At 69.7% G+C, this 18011-nt stretch carries 11 protein-coding genes, 1 pseudogene and 1 riboswitch; of the genes and pseudogenes, 2 read left to right on the top strand and 10 right to left on the bottom strand.

What is annotated here, in order from left to right; translation table 11 throughout:
- The 10 genes and pseudogenes from ASF22_RS12085 to ASF22_RS12130 form a co-directional block, all read right to left on the bottom strand.
- Positions 1-681, bottom strand: a pseudogene (locus ASF22_RS12085) (undecaprenyl-phosphate glucose phosphotransferase); the annotation flags it as partial.
- Between the two features lie 189 nt (positions 682-870).
- A complete protein-coding gene (locus tag ASF22_RS12090; RefSeq protein ID WP_056264565.1) occupies positions 871-2034 on the bottom strand; it encodes a heparan-alpha-glucosaminide N-acetyltransferase domain-containing protein in 1164 nt (387 codons plus the stop codon).
- Positions 2031-2294: a hypothetical protein gene (locus ASF22_RS12095; RefSeq protein ID WP_244473711.1), complete on the bottom strand. Its 264-nt coding sequence runs from the start codon at positions 2292-2294 to the stop codon at positions 2031-2033. Before ASF22_RS12095 ends, ASF22_RS12090 begins: the two co-directional genes overlap by 4 nt.
- A 44-nt stretch (positions 2295-2338) precedes the next feature.
- Positions 2339-3817, bottom strand: a complete 1479-nt coding sequence (locus ASF22_RS12100) for an ABC transporter permease subunit (protein ID WP_056264568.1) — start codon at positions 3815-3817, stop codon at positions 2339-2341.
- A 29-nt stretch (positions 3818-3846) separates the two neighbouring features.
- Positions 3847-5235 carry a DUF3526 domain-containing protein gene (locus tag ASF22_RS12105; RefSeq protein WP_056264572.1) on the bottom strand — a complete coding sequence of 463 codons (1389 nt, stop codon included), beginning with the start codon at positions 5233-5235 and terminating at the stop codon, positions 3847-3849.
- Positions 5232-5954 carry an ABC transporter ATP-binding protein gene (locus ASF22_RS12110; protein ID WP_056264578.1) on the bottom strand — a complete coding sequence of 241 codons (723 nt, stop codon included), beginning with the start codon at positions 5952-5954 and terminating at the stop codon, positions 5232-5234. The genes ASF22_RS12105 and ASF22_RS12110 overlap by 4 nt, the downstream gene beginning before the upstream one ends.
- The gene (locus ASF22_RS12115) at positions 5954-8098 is read right to left on the bottom strand and encodes a TonB-dependent siderophore receptor (RefSeq protein WP_082483665.1); all 2145 of its coding nucleotides are present in this window, start codon (positions 8096-8098) and stop codon (positions 5954-5956) included. The genes ASF22_RS12110 and ASF22_RS12115 overlap by 1 nt, the downstream gene beginning before the upstream one ends.
- 349 nt (positions 8099-8447) lie before the next feature.
- Positions 8448-8657: riboswitch (cobalamin riboswitch) on the bottom strand.
- Between the two features lie 197 nt (positions 8658-8854).
- On the bottom strand, positions 8855-10576 hold the full coding sequence (locus tag ASF22_RS12120; protein WP_056264580.1) for a response regulator: 1722 nt from the start codon (positions 10574-10576) through the stop codon (positions 8855-8857).
- Positions 10576-11037, bottom strand: a complete 462-nt coding sequence (locus tag ASF22_RS12125) for a response regulator (RefSeq protein WP_056169090.1) — start codon at positions 11035-11037, stop codon at positions 10576-10578. Before ASF22_RS12125 ends, ASF22_RS12120 begins: the two co-directional genes overlap by 1 nt.
- A gap of 3 nt (positions 11038-11040) precedes the next feature.
- Complete coding sequence (locus tag ASF22_RS12130) at positions 11041-13272, bottom strand: ATP-binding protein (protein ID WP_244472941.1); 2232 nt, start codon at positions 13270-13272, stop codon at positions 11041-11043.
- Between the two features lie 353 nt (positions 13273-13625).
- Between ASF22_RS12130 and ASF22_RS12135 the strand changes: the two genes are divergently transcribed.
- Both ASF22_RS12135 and ASF22_RS12140 read left to right on the top strand, forming a co-directional pair.
- Positions 13626-14711 (top strand): efflux RND transporter periplasmic adaptor subunit, encoded by a 1086-nt coding sequence (locus tag ASF22_RS12135; protein WP_056264587.1) that lies wholly within the window; start codon positions 13626-13628, stop codon positions 14709-14711.
- Entirely contained in the window at positions 14708-17827 is a 3120-nt protein-coding gene (locus ASF22_RS12140) for an efflux RND transporter permease subunit (RefSeq protein WP_056264590.1), read from the top strand. Before ASF22_RS12135 ends, ASF22_RS12140 begins: the two co-directional genes overlap by 4 nt.
- Positions 17828-18011: the final 184 nt, after the last annotated feature.

The following is an 18011-nucleotide window of genomic DNA, read 5'->3' on the forward strand; positions in this document are numbered from 1 at the left end:
CCCCGCCACGACGGTGTCGGAGCGCCGGTCGCCGCGGTCGTCGAACACGCCGACGATGCGGATGCCGGACTCGGCCTGGGCGTCGAGGGCGCGGATCAGGTCCTCGGCCACGGGCCCGCCGCCCACGATGGCCGTGCGCCGGTCGAACCGGCCACGCCGCATCCGCGTGCGGATGATGCGGGCGACGGCGAAGCGTTCGGCGAGGAGAAGGCCGAGGCCAAGGGCGAAGAGGTTCGCGAGCCAAGCCCGGGTGCATGGATCGTCGGCCTCGGCCAGGACGAGGCCGGTGCCGACGACGAGGACCGTCGCCGTCCAGGCCAGGCCCAGCCGCAGGCCCGTGCGCAGGCTGCGTACGGCGTCGATGCGGTAGGCGCCGGCAGCCTGGAACAGACCGACGGCCAGAACCGCGACACCGAAGGCGGCCGCGAATTGTCGAAACGAGAGTGGGGCGAGGCAGGTGGCGGACAGGTGCCGGACCGCGACGCCGAGGGCGAGGATGAGGAGAAACTCGCCGGCCCGCACGCAATCGACGAGCACCACCGGGGACAGCGGCTCCCCCCTCCCCGCATTCCCCCGTCCCTGCGCCTCGGTTGTCCCGATGGGCTGGGTCGTGGGAGCGGCGGCCTGCCGGTCCGTCTGACCCGCCGCCTCCAACAAATCGCGGACGTCGAAGGCAGGCATCGAAGCCTCCAGATCTCAGGGCATGCGGCGTGCCCCGCGCCACGCCCGGTTCTGAAACCGGACAACAGGGCGCAGGGGGCGTTTCACGAGGGGAAACGCGACCCACAACCCCTGGCATGACCGCCTCACGGAACGTTTAACGCGATCCGCCGGATCGGCGCTCATCGCGTCGGATCTGGGGATACGCCCTCAGAAGTAGCTGACCCAGGGCGCGGTGCTGCGGCGCTTGAACCGGACCGCCCAGCGGCAGGCGGGGTAGAGCGCGAGGCTCAGGGCGGCGGCGATGAGCCAGAGATAGCCCGGACCCGGCGCCTCGATCCGTCCGGCGGAGCCGGCAAGGCCCGCCCAGAGGAGTCCGTCGTGGAGCAGGCGCAGGGCGTAGAGGTGCGTGACGTAGAAGAATAGCGGCACGCCGCCGAAGGTACAGAGCCAGGCGAGCCGACGCGGCGGAACCGCCTCCAGGCATGCCAGCAGAATCAGGCCAGGGCCGAGGGTCGCCAGGAGAAAATCGGCCGAGGGCGGGTACTTCGTCAGGTTCAGGAACGCCCTGAGCGTCGCGTCCCAGGAGGCGCCGGCTTGCCACGGCACCGGTTCGCCGTAGCCGTTGAGGCCGCGCAGGATCGCGAAGCCCGCGAGCGCCACCGCCCCGAGGCCGAGGAGCCGGCGCGTCGGCCCCGGCATCGTTCCGACGAACCACGGCCCGAGAGCGTAGCCGGCCGCGATGACGCCGATCCAGGGCAGGACGGGGTAGGAGGTGCGCGCGACACCCCACGGCAGGTCGATGAAGCCGCGCTGGTGCAGGATCGTCCACAGGATGTAGCCGGTCTCACCCGGCACGAGGGCGAAGGACGTCAGCAGGTTGTGCCCGAGCATGATCGCCAGGGCGACGCCGATGAGTGCCGCGCGGGGTAGCCACAGCAGTCCGGCCAGGGCGATCATGCTGATGCCGATGGCCCAGATCACCTGGAGGTAGAGGATCGGCGGCAGGAGGCTGCGCGTCCAGGCGACGTTCACCAGGGTGACTTCGAGGAGCACCAGGATCAGGCCCCGCTTCAGCATGAAGGCCGAGGCTTTCGCACGATCCCCGTGCTTGCCGGTGTTTTGTTTGGCCGCGTAGAGGCTGGCGGACAGGCCGGTGAGCAGGACGAAGACCGGCGCGCAGATGTGCGAGGCCGCCCGGGTCCAGAACAAGCCGGGCTCCGTCGCCGCGAGATCCATGGGGTCGCGGACCTGGGCGTGCAGGAAGAAGAACTCCCGCACGTGATCGACGAGCATGAGCAGCATCACGAGCCCGCGCAGGGCGTCGATGGCGGCGATGCGCCCTGTCGGCCGCGCCGGACCGGAGATCGTCATCGTTCCGCTCCCTCCCCCAGTGTGCGCAGCAGCTTCTGCACGCAACTCGCCGCCCAGACGGTGCTGCCGCGCGGTTTGCGGACCCCGCGCCGGGTCATGGCCCGGGCGATGCCGCTCGGCGTCGTGAATCCCTCTGCCCGGATCTCCAGCAGGACCGGCGCGAGGCCGCGCGCGAATCCCCGTGCCCGGGCGATGGCGGCGCGCCGCCCGGCATCGCCGCAACGGCGTGGTCGCGGGCCGGCACCGGAGGTCTCGGGCATGGGGTCCATGGGGTGTGCGGGCAGGGAACGCCGGGCAGTCCGCTTCACGCCGGCCAGGCTTTCAGCCGGGCCCGGGCGGACAGCGCGAGACCGCCCGCGAGGACGATGAGCCAGGCCAGGGTCATGAGGGCGACCCGGCGCCCGGCTGTCAGATCGATGCTGGGCTGGAAGCGGGGCACGGCGTCGTAGGCGTCGAAATCGAGGCGGGCCTGGCAGCCGGCGCAGACCGGCACCGGGTTCAAGGCCTGCGCGACGATGCGCGGCTCGAAGAAAGCCCGCAGGGTCCGCCGGTAGGCAGCGGCCGAGGCGAGGAAGGCGGCGTGCCGCCCGGCATCGGTGCCGGCGGCCCGCTGGAGGGCGAAGTCGAAGGTGGTGACGGGCGAGGCCAGGGCGAGCCACCGGCTCAGCGCGGCGCTCTCCCGGTCGTGCGCGCGAAAACTCTCGCGACGCGCATCGAGTTGTACGTCGTAATGGGCGTCGCGGGCGAGACGCTTGATCTCGGGCGCCTCGACGAGGTCGGTGCGCCCCGCCGCACCGGGGATCCGGGCCAACCACTGGGCCGTGAGCCGCGGTCCCGCGCCGCCGTTGGCGAAGGCGTCCTGCACCTGCCGGCTCGCATCGATGGCGGCGATGCGCGAGGGCTTGTCCGTGAGACAATCGACCGCGATGGAGGCCGCTGCCGGGACCGCCACCGTGAACAGGGTCCAGGCAAGGACGAGGATCGACAGGGCGGCCACGGCGCCCCGCCACAGGGTCGCCACGAGGGCGCAGGCCGCGACCCACACGAGGATGTAGGCGGCGAGCGCGCCCGCCATCAGCCCCAGGGTGACGCCCGAGCCGGCGAGGGACCGGATCGCGCCGGTCAGCCATAGGGCGAGACCGGTTTGCCCGAGCACCGCCACCACGAGGATCCCGGCCACGGCCCCGAACTTCGCCCCCGCCACGGCACGCGGCCCGATGGGCTGGGCCGCGATGAGCCGGAGCGTGCCGGAATCCCGTTCCACCGAGAGGCGGGTGCCGGCGAGCGCGATGATGGCGAGCGGCACGAGCACGGCGAGTACGAAGGCGAGATCGAAGGCCCCGAGCTTCAGCCGCGCCGCCGACCCGAGTTCGTACGCGACATCGTCGAAGACGGTGCTCGACCCGAAACTCACGCGCATGAACGAGGGCTGCACGTCGGACTGCCCGGTGGCCAGGGCAGCGAGCGGGGTCGGCGGCTTCACGGCGTGGACGGTGAGGAACTGCGTCATGTAGCCGAAGGCGTTGGTCGGATCCTGCCAGTAGTTGATCTTCACCGGCGTCGCCCGTGCGTAGCGGGCGTAGGCCTCGCGGGCGGCGACGATGGCCCGCCCCTCTTCCGCGGCCAGCGTCGCGAGGGCGGCGCGCTCGGCCTCCACCCGTACGGCCCCCGTATGGGCGCCGAGCAGCAGGGCGGCGAACAGGGCCGCCAGCACCGCCCAGGTCAGCCGCTCGCGCAGAACCATGCCGGTCTCGGCGGCGAGGAGGCGAAGGGCGCGCCTCACGGCGTGATCCGTTCTCCATGGCGTCAGCTTCATGGCGTCAGCCGCCGGACCGCCAGGACGGCGGCTCCGCCCAGGACGGCGAGCCATGTCGCCAGGATGGCGAGGGGCACGGCCCAGGCCGCGTCTGCCAGGGGCATCGGGCCATGATCGAAGGGCGGCACCGTCTCCCAGAGGTCGTGGTCGGCGGTGTAGCGGCGCTCTCCGCCCTGCGGATTGTCGATGATCGCCTGGTTCATCCGCCGCGAGATGCCCCGGCGGTAATGCTCGGCGGCCCAGACGAAGCGGACATGCTGGGGAAAGTCCGTTCCCGCGAGGGCGGCGGAGAGCGCCTGGAGGGCGATGCGCGGGGACAGAAGCCCGGCCCAGGCATAGGCCCGCTCCTGGCGCAGCAGGCTGTCGAAGAAGGCGCCGAACGCGGCATCCAACACCGCGAAATTGTGCTGCTCGTTCTCGCTCATCATCAGGCCGCGCAGGTCGACGGGCAGGGCGTCCGGGTCGGTGACGCCGTAGCGGGCGAGGACGGCCTTGGCCCGGTCGTCGTTCGCTTCCGCGGTGCGGTGCCCCGGGAAGGTCTCCTCGATCCGGGCGCGGGTCTCGCCGTAGGAGAGCGCCGGTGTGGTGGCGTCCACCGCGACGGTGGCGAGGCGGGGAGCGGCCACGCAGACGAGCACCCAGGCCAGCAGCGATGCCGCCAGCGCCGAGCGGGCCGTGCGGGCCGTCAGCGACAGGGTCATGGCCAGAACGAGGAACAGGGCCGCATAGGTGAGCTGTGCGGCCACCCACGGGACGAGGCGCGGCCACACCTCCCAGCCGGGCGCGTCGAGGCTCACCGCAGCGAGGCCGCCGAGGACGAGCAACGGCAGGCCGACGAGGAGGGCCAGGGCGGCGAGGAGCGCGCCGAAGCGGGCCATGAACAGCCGGCCTGGCGCAGCGCCGTTGCCGAGTGCCAGCCGCAGGGTACCGCGCTCGCGGTCGGCGGCGAAGGCGGAGAAGCCGAGGAGGATCGCGGCCAGGGGCACGATGAGCTGGACGATGTCGGCGACGCTGCCGAGGCCCGCGCGCGCGAGCGGGTTGGCGTCCTGGACCGCCCGGAAGACCGCATCGTTGAACAGGTGGGCCTCGATGCGGACCATGCGGCCGGTATAGGGCTCGATGCCGGGATCCAGGATCGCGAGCGGCGCGGACGGCTTGAACACCCACAGCCCGTAATGATCGGCCGAATGCGGGTTCTTGGCGTCCTGGCCGAGCCAGCGTCCGCGCTCGGCCTGCGCGATCGCTCTCACATCGCCGGCATCGCGCACGGCCTGTCGCCAAGCTCCGGCGAGGGCCACGCCGAGGAGCACCACCAGGACGGCGCCGATCCAGCGCAGGCGGGCGTCGCTCAGGAGCTGACCGAGTTCGGCCCGGACCAGCCTCACGACGCGAGCCGCTCGATGTAGAGGCGCTCCAGCGCCGCATGGTCGAGGTGTACCGGGCTGATCTCCTCGACGATGCGTCCGGTCTGGAGCACGCCGACCCGGTCGGCGACCTCCTTGACCCGGTAGAGGTCGTGGGTCGCCATCAGCACGGTTGTGCCGCGGGCGGCGGCCGCCCGGACCACGGCCGAGAAATCCGCCGACGCGCTCGGATCGAGGCCCGAGGTCGGCTCGTCGAGGAGCAGCAGCCGGGCCCGGCGCGCCAGGGCGATGGCGATGCCGACCTTCTGGCGCATGCCCTTCGAATAGGTCGCGGCCTTGCGCGCGTGCGCCTCGGTCGCGAGACCGGCTTGCGCCAGCAGGCGGTCGGCCGCGTCGCGAGACAGGGCGAGGCCCGCCAGAGTCGTGAAGTAGCGCAGGTTCTCCCGGCCCGAGAGCATGGGATAGAGCGCCACCTGCTCGGGGATGTAGGCGATGGCCGCCCGCGCCGCGATGGGGGCGGCGCCCGCATCGATTCCACAGACCCGGACCGTCCCGCTCTCCGCTTTCAGGAAACCCAGGATGAGGTTGATGGTCGTGGTCTTGCCGGCCCCGTTGGGGCCGAGCAGGGCGAAGACTTCGCCCGCATGTAACGTCAGGGTCAGGCCGTCGAGGGCCCTGCGACCGCCGAAGGTCATGACGACGTCGCCGATCGCCAGGACCGGTTCGTGCGACTCCAGCATCAGAACCGCACCGAGACGGTGCCGGTGAAGCGTCGCGGTGCGCCGGGATAGACCCGGAACACGTTGAGCGAGCTCTCGTAGATCTCACTGTCGAAGATATTCTCGACGTTGAAGCCGAAGCGGATGTTCTCGTAGCGGTAATACGCCAGCGCGTCGGCGACCACGTAGGCCGGCAGGACGAAACCGGTGCCGCCCGCGTCGCCGGCGCGTTCGCCGACCCCACGCACGCCGCCCCCGATTCCGAGGCCCGCGTAGGGGCCGGACTGGACTTCGTAGACGGCGAGCAGGCTGCCGCTGTGCTTGGGGATGTTGATGAGGGGGGCACCCACGGGCAGGACGTTGTCCTTCGTCACTACGGCGTCGGCGTAGACGTAGCCGCCGATGAGGCGCAGCTCCGGCGAGATCTGGCCCGTGGCCGTGAGTTCGAAGCCCTGGCTGCGCACCCCGCCCGCCGCGAGGGAGAAGCCGCTGTTGTTGGGGTCGGGCGTCAGTACGTTCTCACGCTCGATATGGAACGCCGCACCGGTGAGGCCGAGCGCCCCGCCATAGAGGTCGAGCTTGGCGCCGACCTCGTAGCCGATGCCCGTCTCGGGGGCGAACGGCACCCCGCGCGAGGCCGCCGCCGCATCTGGGCCGATGTTCGGCCGGAAGCTCGTGCCGACATTGGTGTAGAGGGAGAGTTCGGGGAGCGGCTGATAGACGAGTCCGGCGCGGGGCGTCGCGGCGGCCCGCGACTGCTCGACGTCGCTGCGCGGAATGCGCTCGCGGAACGACTGCTCGAAGAAATCGAACCGGACGCCGAGCAGCGCCTTCCATTCGGGGCTGAGCGCGATCTGGTCCTGGGCGTAGAGGGCCGTATTGGTCACCCGCTCGAGGTTGTTGCGCGGGATGGCGTACGGCGGCAGGGGCTGGCCGTAGCGCGGGTTGTAGATGTCGATGGAAAACGGGTTCTGGCGAACATTCGAGCGCAGGTAGACCGTGCGGCTGTCGGTGCTCTCGCGCTCGAAGCCGAGGAGCAGGGTATGTGCCAGGGGGCCGGTGGCGAAGCGGCCCACCACCTCGGCCTGGCCGATGGCGGTGTCCCAGCGGTAGTCCCGGAAGTTGCGGTCGCGGGCAACGGTGCGGTTGTCGGCCGCGATGCTCCGGACCTCGGCGGATTCGCCCTCGAGTGTGCCGGTGTTGAAATGTGCGCCGAGCCGCATCTGCCAATCGGCGTCGAAGCGGTGCTCCAGGCGCACCTGCATCGTGTTCGAGGTCTGCTCGGTGCTCTGGCCCGGCTCGCCGAGGAAGCGCGAGATCGGCAGGAAGCCGAGTTGCCGGTTGATGGCGATCACGCCCCGGTCGAACACGATGCGGTTGCGCACGAACTCGGTCTCGACGGTGACCTTGGTGTCGGGCGTGATCTGCCAGCTGAGGGACGGCGCCACGAACAGCCGGTCGCCGTCGACGAAATCGCGAAAGCTGTTCTGGCGCCCACCCGCGAAGTTGAAGCGGTACTGGACCGTCTTGTCCTCGTTGAGGGCGCCGCCGGCATCCACGGTGCCGCGGAACTGCTCGAAGCTGCCCCACAGGCCACCCATCTCGACGAAGCGTTCGGCGGTCGGCTGCTTGGTGATGATGTTGACGACGCCGCCCGGATCGCTGCGCCCGAACAGGGCGCCGCCCGCGCCCTTCAGGACCTCGATGCGCTCGACGTTCTGGGTGTCGGGCGGCGGCGGGAAGCCCCGGTTGATGGCGAAGCCGTTCTTAAAGATCTCGGACGTGGTCACGCCGCGCACGGCGTAGCTGAACACGGTGAGGCCGCCGAAGTTGTTCTGCTGGGCGACGCCGGGGGTGTAGTTGAACACCCGGTCGACTCGCGTCGCGGCCAGATCGGTGATGACCTCGCGCGAGGCAACCGTGACGACCTGGGGCACGTCGCGCTGGGGCGTGTCGGTCTTGGTGCTGCTCACGGCGCGCGCCGCGCTGAAACCCGGGGTCGGGCCGATGAGTCCGATGGCGCCTTCCGGCACGTTGAGGCCGATGCCGGTGCCCTCCACCGTGAGGGTGTCCAGGGTGACCGCCGTCTCCTCGGCACGGACCGACGGCGTCAGGGACAGGGCCGCGAGGGCGACGCCGAGGCGCAGGCCGTTTTTCAGGAGCATCGTATCGGGTCTCGAACGGGATGAGCGCCGCTCCAGCCCGTCGCCCGATGACGGGACGCCCCCCGGCACCGGCTCAGGAGCCTGAATGGCGTTTGAAACATTATTACGTTGCGAAGCTTGACCATGCAAGCTGAAACCTTGCACGCCGAAACCAAGCAAGCCGAGTTCGGGCACGGGCTCCGTGTCGCCGGGCCGGTTCTGAGCGGGAACGCTTTCGGGAAAGGGGTGATCGATCGCGGCCATCAACACCATCCAAATGGTTCTGGACGTGTCAGGCCGAGCAGCACGGGCGCGCGCCGACCATGACGGGCCGACGTCGATCATGCGACCCACCGGAGCACCCCGCCCGAGAGACGTTCGTCGCCAAGGCAGGTCTCCTGGCTCACGGATCGACGCCTCTGCCTGGCCTTCCCGGTGCATGGCACCAGTGACCGTTCTCGGCAGCGGCTCACCGCTCACAGTTGCGGGGGCAGCTTCGGCATCGCCCCGATGGGCTCGACCGAATTCCCTCTTAGCTCGCGATCCGAGGACCGCGAGAACCTTGACGGCTGTACGGTTCCATCCGGGTCCGGAGAAGTCAAGGCCGAGCGCCCTCGGCCGCCGATCGGAACGTCACGGCGCGAGACCTGCCGGGCCGAGACACGCAGGATCGTGGCGAGCCCCGGCGCCGCGCACACCGAGGACGAAGGCGGCGAGGTCCAGGACGCCAGCCGGCTGTCTTCCTCGAAACCCGCGGATCCGGGGCGGACGATCGATTCAGCTGCCGGAGGAGCCGCCCGAGACTAGGCGCAGACCGGGCGCGGGTCGATTCACGATGGCCTCCCCGACCTTGCGTTCCAACTCGCCGTCCCGGAACGGTTTCTGAACGATACTGTCGGCGCCGACCGCGCCGACCTTCATCAGGGCCGTGGTGTCCGCATAGCCGGTGACGAACAGAATCGGCAGGCTGGGCCAGCGTTTGCGGATCTCGGTGGCGACCTCGGCCCCATTCATGCCCGGCATCGCGAAGTCCAGCACCACGAGATCGACGCAAGGGTCCGCCTCGAGGGACGCCAGTCCCGCGAGGCCCGAGCCCGCCTCGCGCACCGCGTGACCGGCCTCCGCGAGGCGGGTGGTGGTGACCTCGCGCACAGCCGTGTCGTCATCGACGACGAGCAGGACCGATTGTCCGCCCGGCAAGCGGCCAAGCCCGCATGCGGTCATGTGGGGGGCCTCGTGGACGGCGCTCGTTCCGTCCTCGACGCGGGGCAGGTAGACTCGGATCGAGGTCCCCTCCCCGACGATCGTGTCGATGCGGATGCCGCCGCCTGACTGCTTCACGAAGCCGTAGGCCTGGGCGAGCCCGAGCCCCGAACCCTTGCCCACCTCCTTGGTGGTGAAGAACGGCTCGAAGGCGCGCGCCACCACCTCCGGCGGCATGCCCGTTCCCGTGTCGCTGACGGCCACCATCACGTACTCGCCCGGCATCGGCTGCTCGGGGCGCGTCTGGGGGCCGGTGACCGTGACGTTGGCCGTCTCGATGGTCAGACATCCCCCGACCACCATGGCGTCGCGCGCGTTGATGGCGAGGTTGAGGATGACGAGTTCGATCTGGGTCGCATCCACCAAGGCCGGCCACAGGTCGGGCTGCAGGGTCGTCTCGATGCGCACCGCGCCGCCGATGGAGCTCTGGAGCAGGTCGCGCATGGAGGCGACGGTCTGGTTCAGACTGACCGGGGTGGGCTCCAGCCTCTGGCGGCGGGAGAAGGCGAGGAGCTGCGCCGTGAGATTCGCGCCCCGATCCGCCGCTCCCTTCATCATCGCGAGCCGACGCTTCGAGCGCTCGGTCGAGACTTCGCGCCCGAGGAACTCGATGTTGCCCGAGATGACGGTGAGCAGGTTGTTGAAGTCGTGCGCGACACCGCTCGTGAGCTGCCCGACGGCCTCCAGGCGCTGGGCGAGGCGCAGGGCCTCTTCCACCCGCTCGCGCTCGACGATCTGCATCTGCAATTCGGCGTTCGAGGTGGCGAGTTCCCGCGTCCGCTCGGCGATGCGGAGTTCCAGCGTATCGTTGAGCGCCTGAAGCGCGGCCTCCGCCCGACGCTTGTCGGCCTTCGCCTGGGCCTCCGCCAACGCCCGCAGGACGGTGCGTGGAAGACGCTCGAGGCGCTGCTTCGTGATGTAGTCGACGGCGCCGTTCTTCAACGCCTCGACGGCGGTCTCCTCGCCGAGGGTGCCGGACACGAAGACGAACGGCGTGTCCGGGCACTGCTCCCGGGCGACGGCGAGGGCGCTGATGCCGTCGAAGGTCGGCAGGACGAAATCCGCAAGGATCAAGTCATGACGGCCCGGTAGGGCGGCGGCGGCGAAATCGGGGCGGTCCATCACCCGATCGATCACGTAGGGGCGCCCCATGCCGTCGAGGGCGGCCTCCACCAGTTCGGCGTCGAGATCGCTGTCCTCCAGGTGGAGGATGCGGATCGCGTCGTCGGCGTCCATCAGGTGTTCGATGGCCAGCCTCCCTTGTGCGGCGGCGGCTCGTTCAGGACGGCCCAGAACACGCCGAGTTCCTGGATGGCCGAGAAGAATTCGTTGAACCCAACGGGCTTCACCACGAATGCGTTCACCCCGAGGTCGTAGGAGCGCACCACGTCGGTCTCTTCGCGCGAGGAGGTGAGCATCACCACCGGGATGGACCGGGTCTGCGGATCGCCCTTCACCTTGGCCAGGACCTCCAAGCCATCGACCTTGGGCAGCTTCAGGTCGAGCAGGATCACGGCCGGGTCCTGCAACGCTCGGTTCACGTGTGCGCCGCGCCTGTAGACGAAATCGAGGGCCTCCGCCCCGTCCCGGCAAATGACGATTTCGTTGGCGAGCTGACCCGCTTCCAGTGCCGCGAGCGTGAGCTCGATGTCGTTGGGATTGTCTTCGACGAGAAGGATCGGTTTCAGGTTGGCCATCTCTCAGGGTGCCTCGCCCCGCAAGGGCAGCGTGAAGTGGAAGGTCGCGCCCTCGCCGAGCCGGCCCTCGGCCCAGGTCCGGCCGCCATGGCGCTCGACGATGCGGCGCACGTTGGCGAGCCCGATGCCGGTGCCCTCGAACTCCTCGACTCGGTGCAGGCGCTGGAACACGCCGAAGAGCTTGTCGACATAGGTCATGTCGAAGCCGACCCCGTTGTCGCGGACGAAGAAGACGGCCTCGCCGTCTTTTGGGGGAAGCCGTCCGATCTCGATGACCGCCTCGGGTCGGTTCCGGCTGTACTTCAGCGCGTTCGAAAGCAGGTTCTCGATGACGAGGCGCAGCATGAACGGGTCGGCGTAGGCACGGCCCAGGGGCCCGATCTCCCAGCGCACGACGTGTGCGGGCGCCGCATCGCGCAGAACCTTGCGCCGGACCTCCTCAACCAGGGCGTTCATGTCGCCCGATACCCGGTTCAGGGCGTTGCGGCCCATCTGCGAGAAGGCCAACAGGTTGTCCACGAGGGTTCCGGCCGAGAACGCCGCCTCGATGATGGTGTCGACGTAGTGCCGGCCCTTGTCCGACAGGTTGGCGCCCTCGCGCGTCTTCAGGAGGTTCGAGTAGCCGACGATGTGGCGGAACGGGGCCCGCAGGTCGTGGCTGACCGAGTAGGAGAATGCCTCCAGCTCTTTGTTGGAGCGCTGGAGCTCCTCGCTCAGCGCGGCCAGTTCCTCCGCCCGGCGCAGCACGATCCCGAGGACCGAGGCGCGCAGATCCTTGGCCGCCTCGATCTCCGGGACACTCCAGGGGAGCGCGCGCCCCTTCAGCGTTTCCTTCCAGATCTCGAACGACTTTCGCGGATGCAGGCGGTCGGGGCCGCCCTCCGGATCGGGCGTCGCCGGCTTGACCGGATTGCCGCCCCACTTCACCGTCCGCACCACCTCCGGCCGGAACCAGAGGATGTAGCTCGCGTACTTCTTGGAAACCGAGATCGCGAGCAGGCCGCTGGCCTCGGTGGCGAAAGCCGCGGCCGCCGGCAGAAGCTCCGACAGCGACTCCGTGGCGAAGACCTCCGCCGCATCGCCCTCGACCGAGAGCCAGTCGTACAGGGTCCGGACCTCGGCCTCGGAAGGCGTCGTGCCGATGACGCGGCAATGGTCGCCCGTGACGATGGCGGCTCCCGCCGCGTTCACCAGCGCCAGGACGTCGTCGGGATGCTTCAACAAACCGTCGACGAAGCTGTCCTCCTCGGCCATGAACCCGAGGAGCCGCGCCTGGACCGCCCCGAGTGCCAAGCGCTGCTCGGCCTGGGCGCCCCGCTCGCGGGCGGAGAGTTGCAGGGCGAAGATCTGGGTGAGGACGTCGCAGGCGTTGCGCGCCTGCAGGGGCACCCGGTGCGGGGTGCGGTTGTGGCAGGAGATCAGGCCCCAGAGCGTGTCGTCGACGAGGATCGACACCGACATGGACGCCATCGTGCCCATGTTGCGCATGTACTCGACGTGCACGGGCGAGACGCTGCGCAGGACGGATTGACTGAGATCGAGGGGCGTACCCGCCGGCGTCAGGGGCGGCGTGATCGGGACCGCCGCGTATCCGGCATCCGGGATGATGCGCAGGCGGTTGCGGCGGTAGAGTTCACGCGCCTGGGCCGGGATGTCGGAGGCGGGAAAGCGCAGATCGAGGTAGGACGGCAGAACCCCGTTTCCGTTCTCGGCCAGCACGGTGCCGTGCCAGTCCCGGTCGAAACGGTAGACCAGCGCCCGATCGAAGCCGGTGATGTGCCGGATGTCCTCGGCAACGATGTCGCAGAGCTCCTCGATGGAGCGGGCCACCCGCAGACGCTGTACGAAGGCACGCAGCCGTGGCGTCAGGGCATCGAGCCCTTCCTCGACGGAAGCATCCGCCTCTTCGAGTTCGAGCACGACGAGGTCGTCGACCCGGTGTGCCGCGACCTCGTAGGTCTGCCGCGCACCCGCCGGGCCGAGCGTCACCGTGCGCAGGTAGTGGGCCCCGTCCTCGGCCGGCGCAGCGTCGAGGTAACGGCGCACCACCGCGACCAACTCGGGCAGGACAGCATCGAGGCTCGCGCCGGCGACGACCCGAGCCGGCGCGTTCGCACTGGCCTGCGCCACGACGAGGCTCGCTGCGTCCAGGGTCAGCAGGAAGCCGTGGGGCTGCACGCTGCCGACGATGTGGATGGGCTCGCGGTCGCAGGCCGTGAGGTCGATCCTCGGCATCGTGTCCATCCGTGGCTTCAACCGGAACAGTCTCCCGCGATGGCGGCTCGTCGGAGCCGGAGGTTTAGGATCATGTAACACTGCGTAACTTCCCCGCCTACGCGCCAACGCCACGGATCAGTCCGTTTGTGAGGGCTCAAAAGTCACATCCGTGCGATGGGCCCGACCGAGCTCGACCGGGACCGCCATCCGGTCGCTGCGATCGGAGGTTCCGGCTTTCGTGGGAGCACGCGCCGCGCCGCCGCTCCGTCGCAGTCCCGGAAGCGCGCGCAGCGACCATTGACGGCAGCGTCGCACCATAATAAATGTCGAACATAATTTAAAACGTGCCGGTTCGGTGCGAGGAGGCAGGCATGGATGCGAGATGGGTGCTTGGGCTGGGCGCATTGGCGCTCGCGGCCTGCTCGCCGGCCGAGACAGCCGTGTCTCCGGAGCCACCGCTGGTCCAGACCGTCGCGGTCGTGCCCGGGGTGGGGGGCGTCGCCCGCTACACCGGGGTGATCCGAGCCCGCACCGAGAGCAACCTCGGCTTCCGGGTCGGCGGCAAGATCTTCGAGCGCCTCGTCGATCCGGGCGACCGGGTGACGCGTGGCCAGCCGCTGATGCGCCTCGATCGGACCGACTTCACCCTCGCGCTCACTGCCGCGCGCGCCTCCGTCGAAGCGGCGCGTGCGCAGATGATCAAGGCCCGGGCCGACGAGGAGCGCAGCCGCAAGCTCGTATCGGACGGCTGGACCTCGAAGCAGACCTACGATCAGAACAAGGGTGCCGCCGATTCCGCCATCGCCCAGTTCGCCAATGCCCAGGCCCAGGCCGGCCAGATCGAGAACCAGGCCGGTTATTCCGAGCTCAAGGCCGATGCGGACGGCGTGGTGATGGAGGTACCCTCCGAGCCCGGCCAGGTGGTTGCGGCCGGTCAGACGGTGGTGAGGCTCGCCCGCGACGGATCCCGTGAGGCCGAGGTGTTCCTGCCCGAGGGCAGCCGGCGCCTGGCGCAGGGCGAGGCTTCCGCGACGCTCTATGCGGAGGGTGAAGCGACCTACCCGGCGCGACTGCGCGAGCTGTCGGCCACCGCCGATCCCGCCACACGCACCTACCGGGCGCGGTACATCCTGTCCGGCGGCGGCGAGGACGCGCCGCTCGGTGCCACCGTCACCCTGCAGCTCAAAGCCCTCAATGCGGTCCGTTCCGAGCGGGTGGAAGTTCCCTTGGGCGCGCTGTTCGACCAAGGGCACGGCACGGCGGTCTGGCGCTACGACGCCGCCACCGAGACGGTGCGCCCGCAGGCCGTCAAGGTCGCCCGCATGGGCGAGGAACGCGCGGAGATCGTCACGGGTCTGAGCGCCGGCGACCGGATCGTGGCGCTCGGCGCCCATCTCCTCAAAGCCGACCAGAAGGTGCGCCAAGCGCCCCCGAGCCTGACCGGAGCCGTGCGATGAACGGCCTCAACCTCTCCGCCCTGGCGGTCCGCGAGCGGGCGGTCACCCTGTTCCTGATCATCGCACTCACGGGGGCCGGCTTCTTCGCCTTCGGCAAGCTCGGGCGGGCGGAGGACCCGGCCTTCACCGTCAAGGTCATGACGGTCTCGGCCGCCTGGCCCGGCGCCACGGCGGAAGAGATGCAGCGTCAGGTCGCCGACCCCCTGGAGAAGCGCCTGCAGGAGCTCGTCTACTACGACCGGGCCGAGACCACGGTACGCCCCGGCCTGATGGTGACCAAGGTCATCTTCAAGGACAACATGCCCCCGGCCAAGCTCCAATCGGAGTTCTACCAGACCCGCAAGAAGCTTTCCGACCAGGCTTCGAGCCTGCCGCGCGGGGTGCTCGGGCCTCTGTTCAACGACGAGTTCTCGGACATCTACTTCGCTCTCTACGCCGTGCAGGCCCAGGGCCTGCCCCACCGCCAGCTGGTGCTGCGCGCCGAGGACCTGCGCCAGCGTCTGCTGCGCGTGAACGGCGTCGAAAAGATCAACATCCTGGGCGAGCAGGCGCAGAAGATCTTCGTCGAGATCTCCTACCAACGCCTCGCCACCCTCGGCATCACCGGCCAGCAACTCCTGGCGGCGCTCTCCAACCAGAACGACGTGACCCCGGCCGGCTTCGTCGAGGCGGCGGGTCCGCGCGTCTACCTGCGCCTCGACGGGGCCATCGACGGGCTCGACGCGATCCGCGACCTGCCGGTCGCGGCCGGCGACCGCAGCCTCAAGCTCGGCGACATCGCCGAGGTCAAGCGCGGCTACGAGGACCCGAAGAGCTTCGAGATCCGCAACGACGGCGAGCCCGCCCTGATGCTTGGACTCGTGATGAAGCCCGGCTTCAACGGCCTCAAGCTCGGCGCAGCCCTCAACGCCGAGGAGGTGGCGATCCATCACGAGACGCCTCTCGGCATCGGCTTCACCAAGATCACCGATCAGGCCAAGGTCATCGACGACGCGATCCACGAGTTCATGGTCAAGTTCTTCACGGCACTCGGCGTGGTGATCTTCGTATCCCTGGTGGCGCTCGGCTTCCGGGTCGGCATCGTGGTGGCGCTGGCCGTGCCGCTCACCCTCTCGGCCGTGTTCGTCGTCATGATGGTCACGGGCCGCGACTTCGACCGCATCACCCTCGGTGCGCTCATCATCTCGCTCGGCCTCCTCGTCGACGACGCCATCATCGCCATCGAGATGATGGTGGTGCGCATGGAGGAAGGCGCCGACCGCATCGAGGCGGCGACCCATGCCTGGAGCGCCACGGCCGCGCCGATGCTGACCGGCACCCTGGTCACCATCGCGGGCTTCCTGCCAGTCGGCTTCGCCGCTTCCACGGCGGGCGAGTACGCAGGCAACATCTTCTGGGTGGTGGCCTTCTCGCTGATCATCTCGTGGATCGTGGCCGTGACCTTCACGCCGTATCTCGGCGTCAAGCTGCTCCCGAATATCGAAAAGGTCGAAGGCGGCCACGACGCGATCTACGCCACGAAGAACTACGAGCGCCTGCGCCGCCTCGTGCGCCTGTCCGTCGACCACAAGTGGCTCGCCGCCGGCATCACGGTCGGGCTCTTCGCCCTGGCCGTGGTGGCCATGGGCCGTGTCGAGCAGCAGTTCTTCCCGAATTCCGAACGGCCCGAACTCATCGTCGAGGTGTCCCTGCCGGCCGGTTCGGCCTTCGCCACGACGGAAGCCAGCGTCAAGCGGATCGAGACGGCCGTGCGCGACCTGCCCGAGGCGGGTGAGATCACGAGCTACATCGGCCAAGGCATGCCGCGCTTCGTGCTCTCGTTCGATCCCGAGTTGCCGGACCCCGCCTACGCGCAGATCGTGGTGCAGACCGCCGACGCCGCCGCTCGCGATGCCCTGCGGGGCAAGGTGCGAAAGCTCGTCGAAGAGGGCCGCTTCCCCGAAGCCCGCGTGCGGGTGCAGCAGATCGTGTTCGGGCCGCCCATCCGCTTCCCCGTCGCCTTCCGGGTGGTCGGGCCCGACCTCGACGTCATCCGCGGCATCGCCGCCGAGGTGCGGGAGGTCATGGCGGCGAACGCCAACATGCGCCTCGTCCACCTCGACTGGGGCGACAGGACCCCGAGCCTGCACCTCGCCCTCGACCAGGAGCGCCTGCGCCTGATCGGTCTGACTCCGAAGGAGGCCGGTCAGCAATTGCAGAGCTACCTCAACGGTACGCCCGCCACCCAGGTGCGCGAGAACCTGCGCTCCGTCGATGTCCTGCTGCGCAGCCCCGGCCCCGAGCGGCGCTCCCTCGGCGAGATCGGCGACCTGACCCTGGCGACGAAGGACGGGCGCCAGGTGCCGGTCTCTCAGGTGGCGCGGCTGGAGACCCGCACCGAGGACGCTGTGCTGAAGCGCTACAACCGCGAGACCTACATCCGGGTCCAGGGCGACGTGCTCGACGGCCGTCAGCCCCCGGACATCCACGCCCAGGTCTTCCCCCTGTTGGCACCGATCAAGGCTAAGCTGCCGCCGGGCTACCGCATCGACACGGCGGGTGCGGTGGAGGAGAGCGAGAAGGCGATGCTGTCGCTGGTGGCGGTGTTCCCGATCATGCTGATCGTGACGCTCACCGTGATCATGATCCAGGTGCGCTCGTTCGCCACGATGTTCATGGTGTTCGCCACCGCGCCGCTCGGCCTCGTGGGAGCGGCGCCGACCCTGCTGCTCTTCCACCAGCCCTTCGGCTTCAACGCGATCCTCGGGCTGATCGCGCTGTCGGGCATCCTGATGCGCAACACCCTGATCCTGGTGGACCAGATCCACCACGACCGGGCGGCGGGCCTGTCGAACTACGACGCCATCGTGGAATCCACCGTGCGACGGGCGCGGCCCGTGATCCTGACGGCGGCGGCGGCCATGCTCGCCTTCATCCCGCTCACCCATTCGGTGTTCTGGGGGGCGCTCGCCTACGTGCTCATCGGCGGGGTCGGCGTCGGCACCCTGCTGACCCTGTTGTTCCTGCCCGCCCTGTACGCCCTGTGGTTCCGGGTTGCGCGGGAGCCGCGCCGCACCGTCGCATCGGGAGGCGTACGAGGCACAATTCAGGCCGAGGCCGCGGGCCCGGCCGGATGAGAACGTGCCCCGATCGGGGGCATACACGGATCGTACGCCGTCGACGGGGCGTGCGGTACGACGACCGGCCTGCAACTCCTGCCCCCTCGTGCAGGCCGGTCGAATGTCGTTCCTCGTCGGCTTCGTGGGGTCGGCCGGGGCAGCCAGCGCTTCGTTAGATGACAGAACGCATTTATATGTCGGG

It is taken from the genome of Methylobacterium sp. Leaf87, from assembly GCF_001422775.1.
In the GTDB taxonomy this organism is placed as follows: Bacteria; Pseudomonadota; Alphaproteobacteria; order Rhizobiales; family Beijerinckiaceae; genus Methylobacterium.

Bases quoted from the DNA above. Each gene is read 5' to 3' on its own strand.
- ASF22_RS12090 (WP_056264565.1), bottom strand. From the start codon at position 2,034: ATGACGATCTCCGGTCCGGCGCGGCCGACAGGGCGCATCGCCGCCATC.
- ASF22_RS12095 (WP_244473711.1), bottom strand. From the start codon at position 2,294: ATGCCCGAGACCTCCGGTGCCGGCCCGCGACCACGCCGTTGCGGCGAT.
- ASF22_RS12110 (WP_056264578.1), bottom strand. From the start codon at position 5,954: ATGCTGGAGTCGCACGAACCGGTCCTGGCGATCGGCGACGTCGTCATG.
- ASF22_RS12115 (WP_082483665.1), bottom strand. From the start codon at position 8,098: ATGCTCCTGAAAAACGGCCTGCGCCTCGGCGTCGCCCTCGCGGCCCTG.
- ASF22_RS12120 (WP_056264580.1), bottom strand. From the start codon at position 10,576: ATGGACGCCGACGACGCGATCCGCATCCTCCACCTGGAGGACAGCGAT.
- ASF22_RS12125 (WP_056169090.1), bottom strand. From the start codon at position 11,037: ATGGCCAACCTGAAACCGATCCTTCTCGTCGAAGACAATCCCAACGAC.
- ASF22_RS12130 (WP_244472941.1), bottom strand. From the start codon at position 13,272: ATGCCGAGGATCGACCTCACGGCCTGCGACCGCGAGCCCATCCACATC.
- ASF22_RS12135 (WP_056264587.1), top strand. From the start codon at position 13,626: ATGGATGCGAGATGGGTGCTTGGGCTGGGCGCATTGGCGCTCGCGGCC.
- ASF22_RS12140 (WP_056264590.1), top strand. From the start codon at position 14,708: ATGAACGGCCTCAACCTCTCCGCCCTGGCGGTCCGCGAGCGGGCGGTC.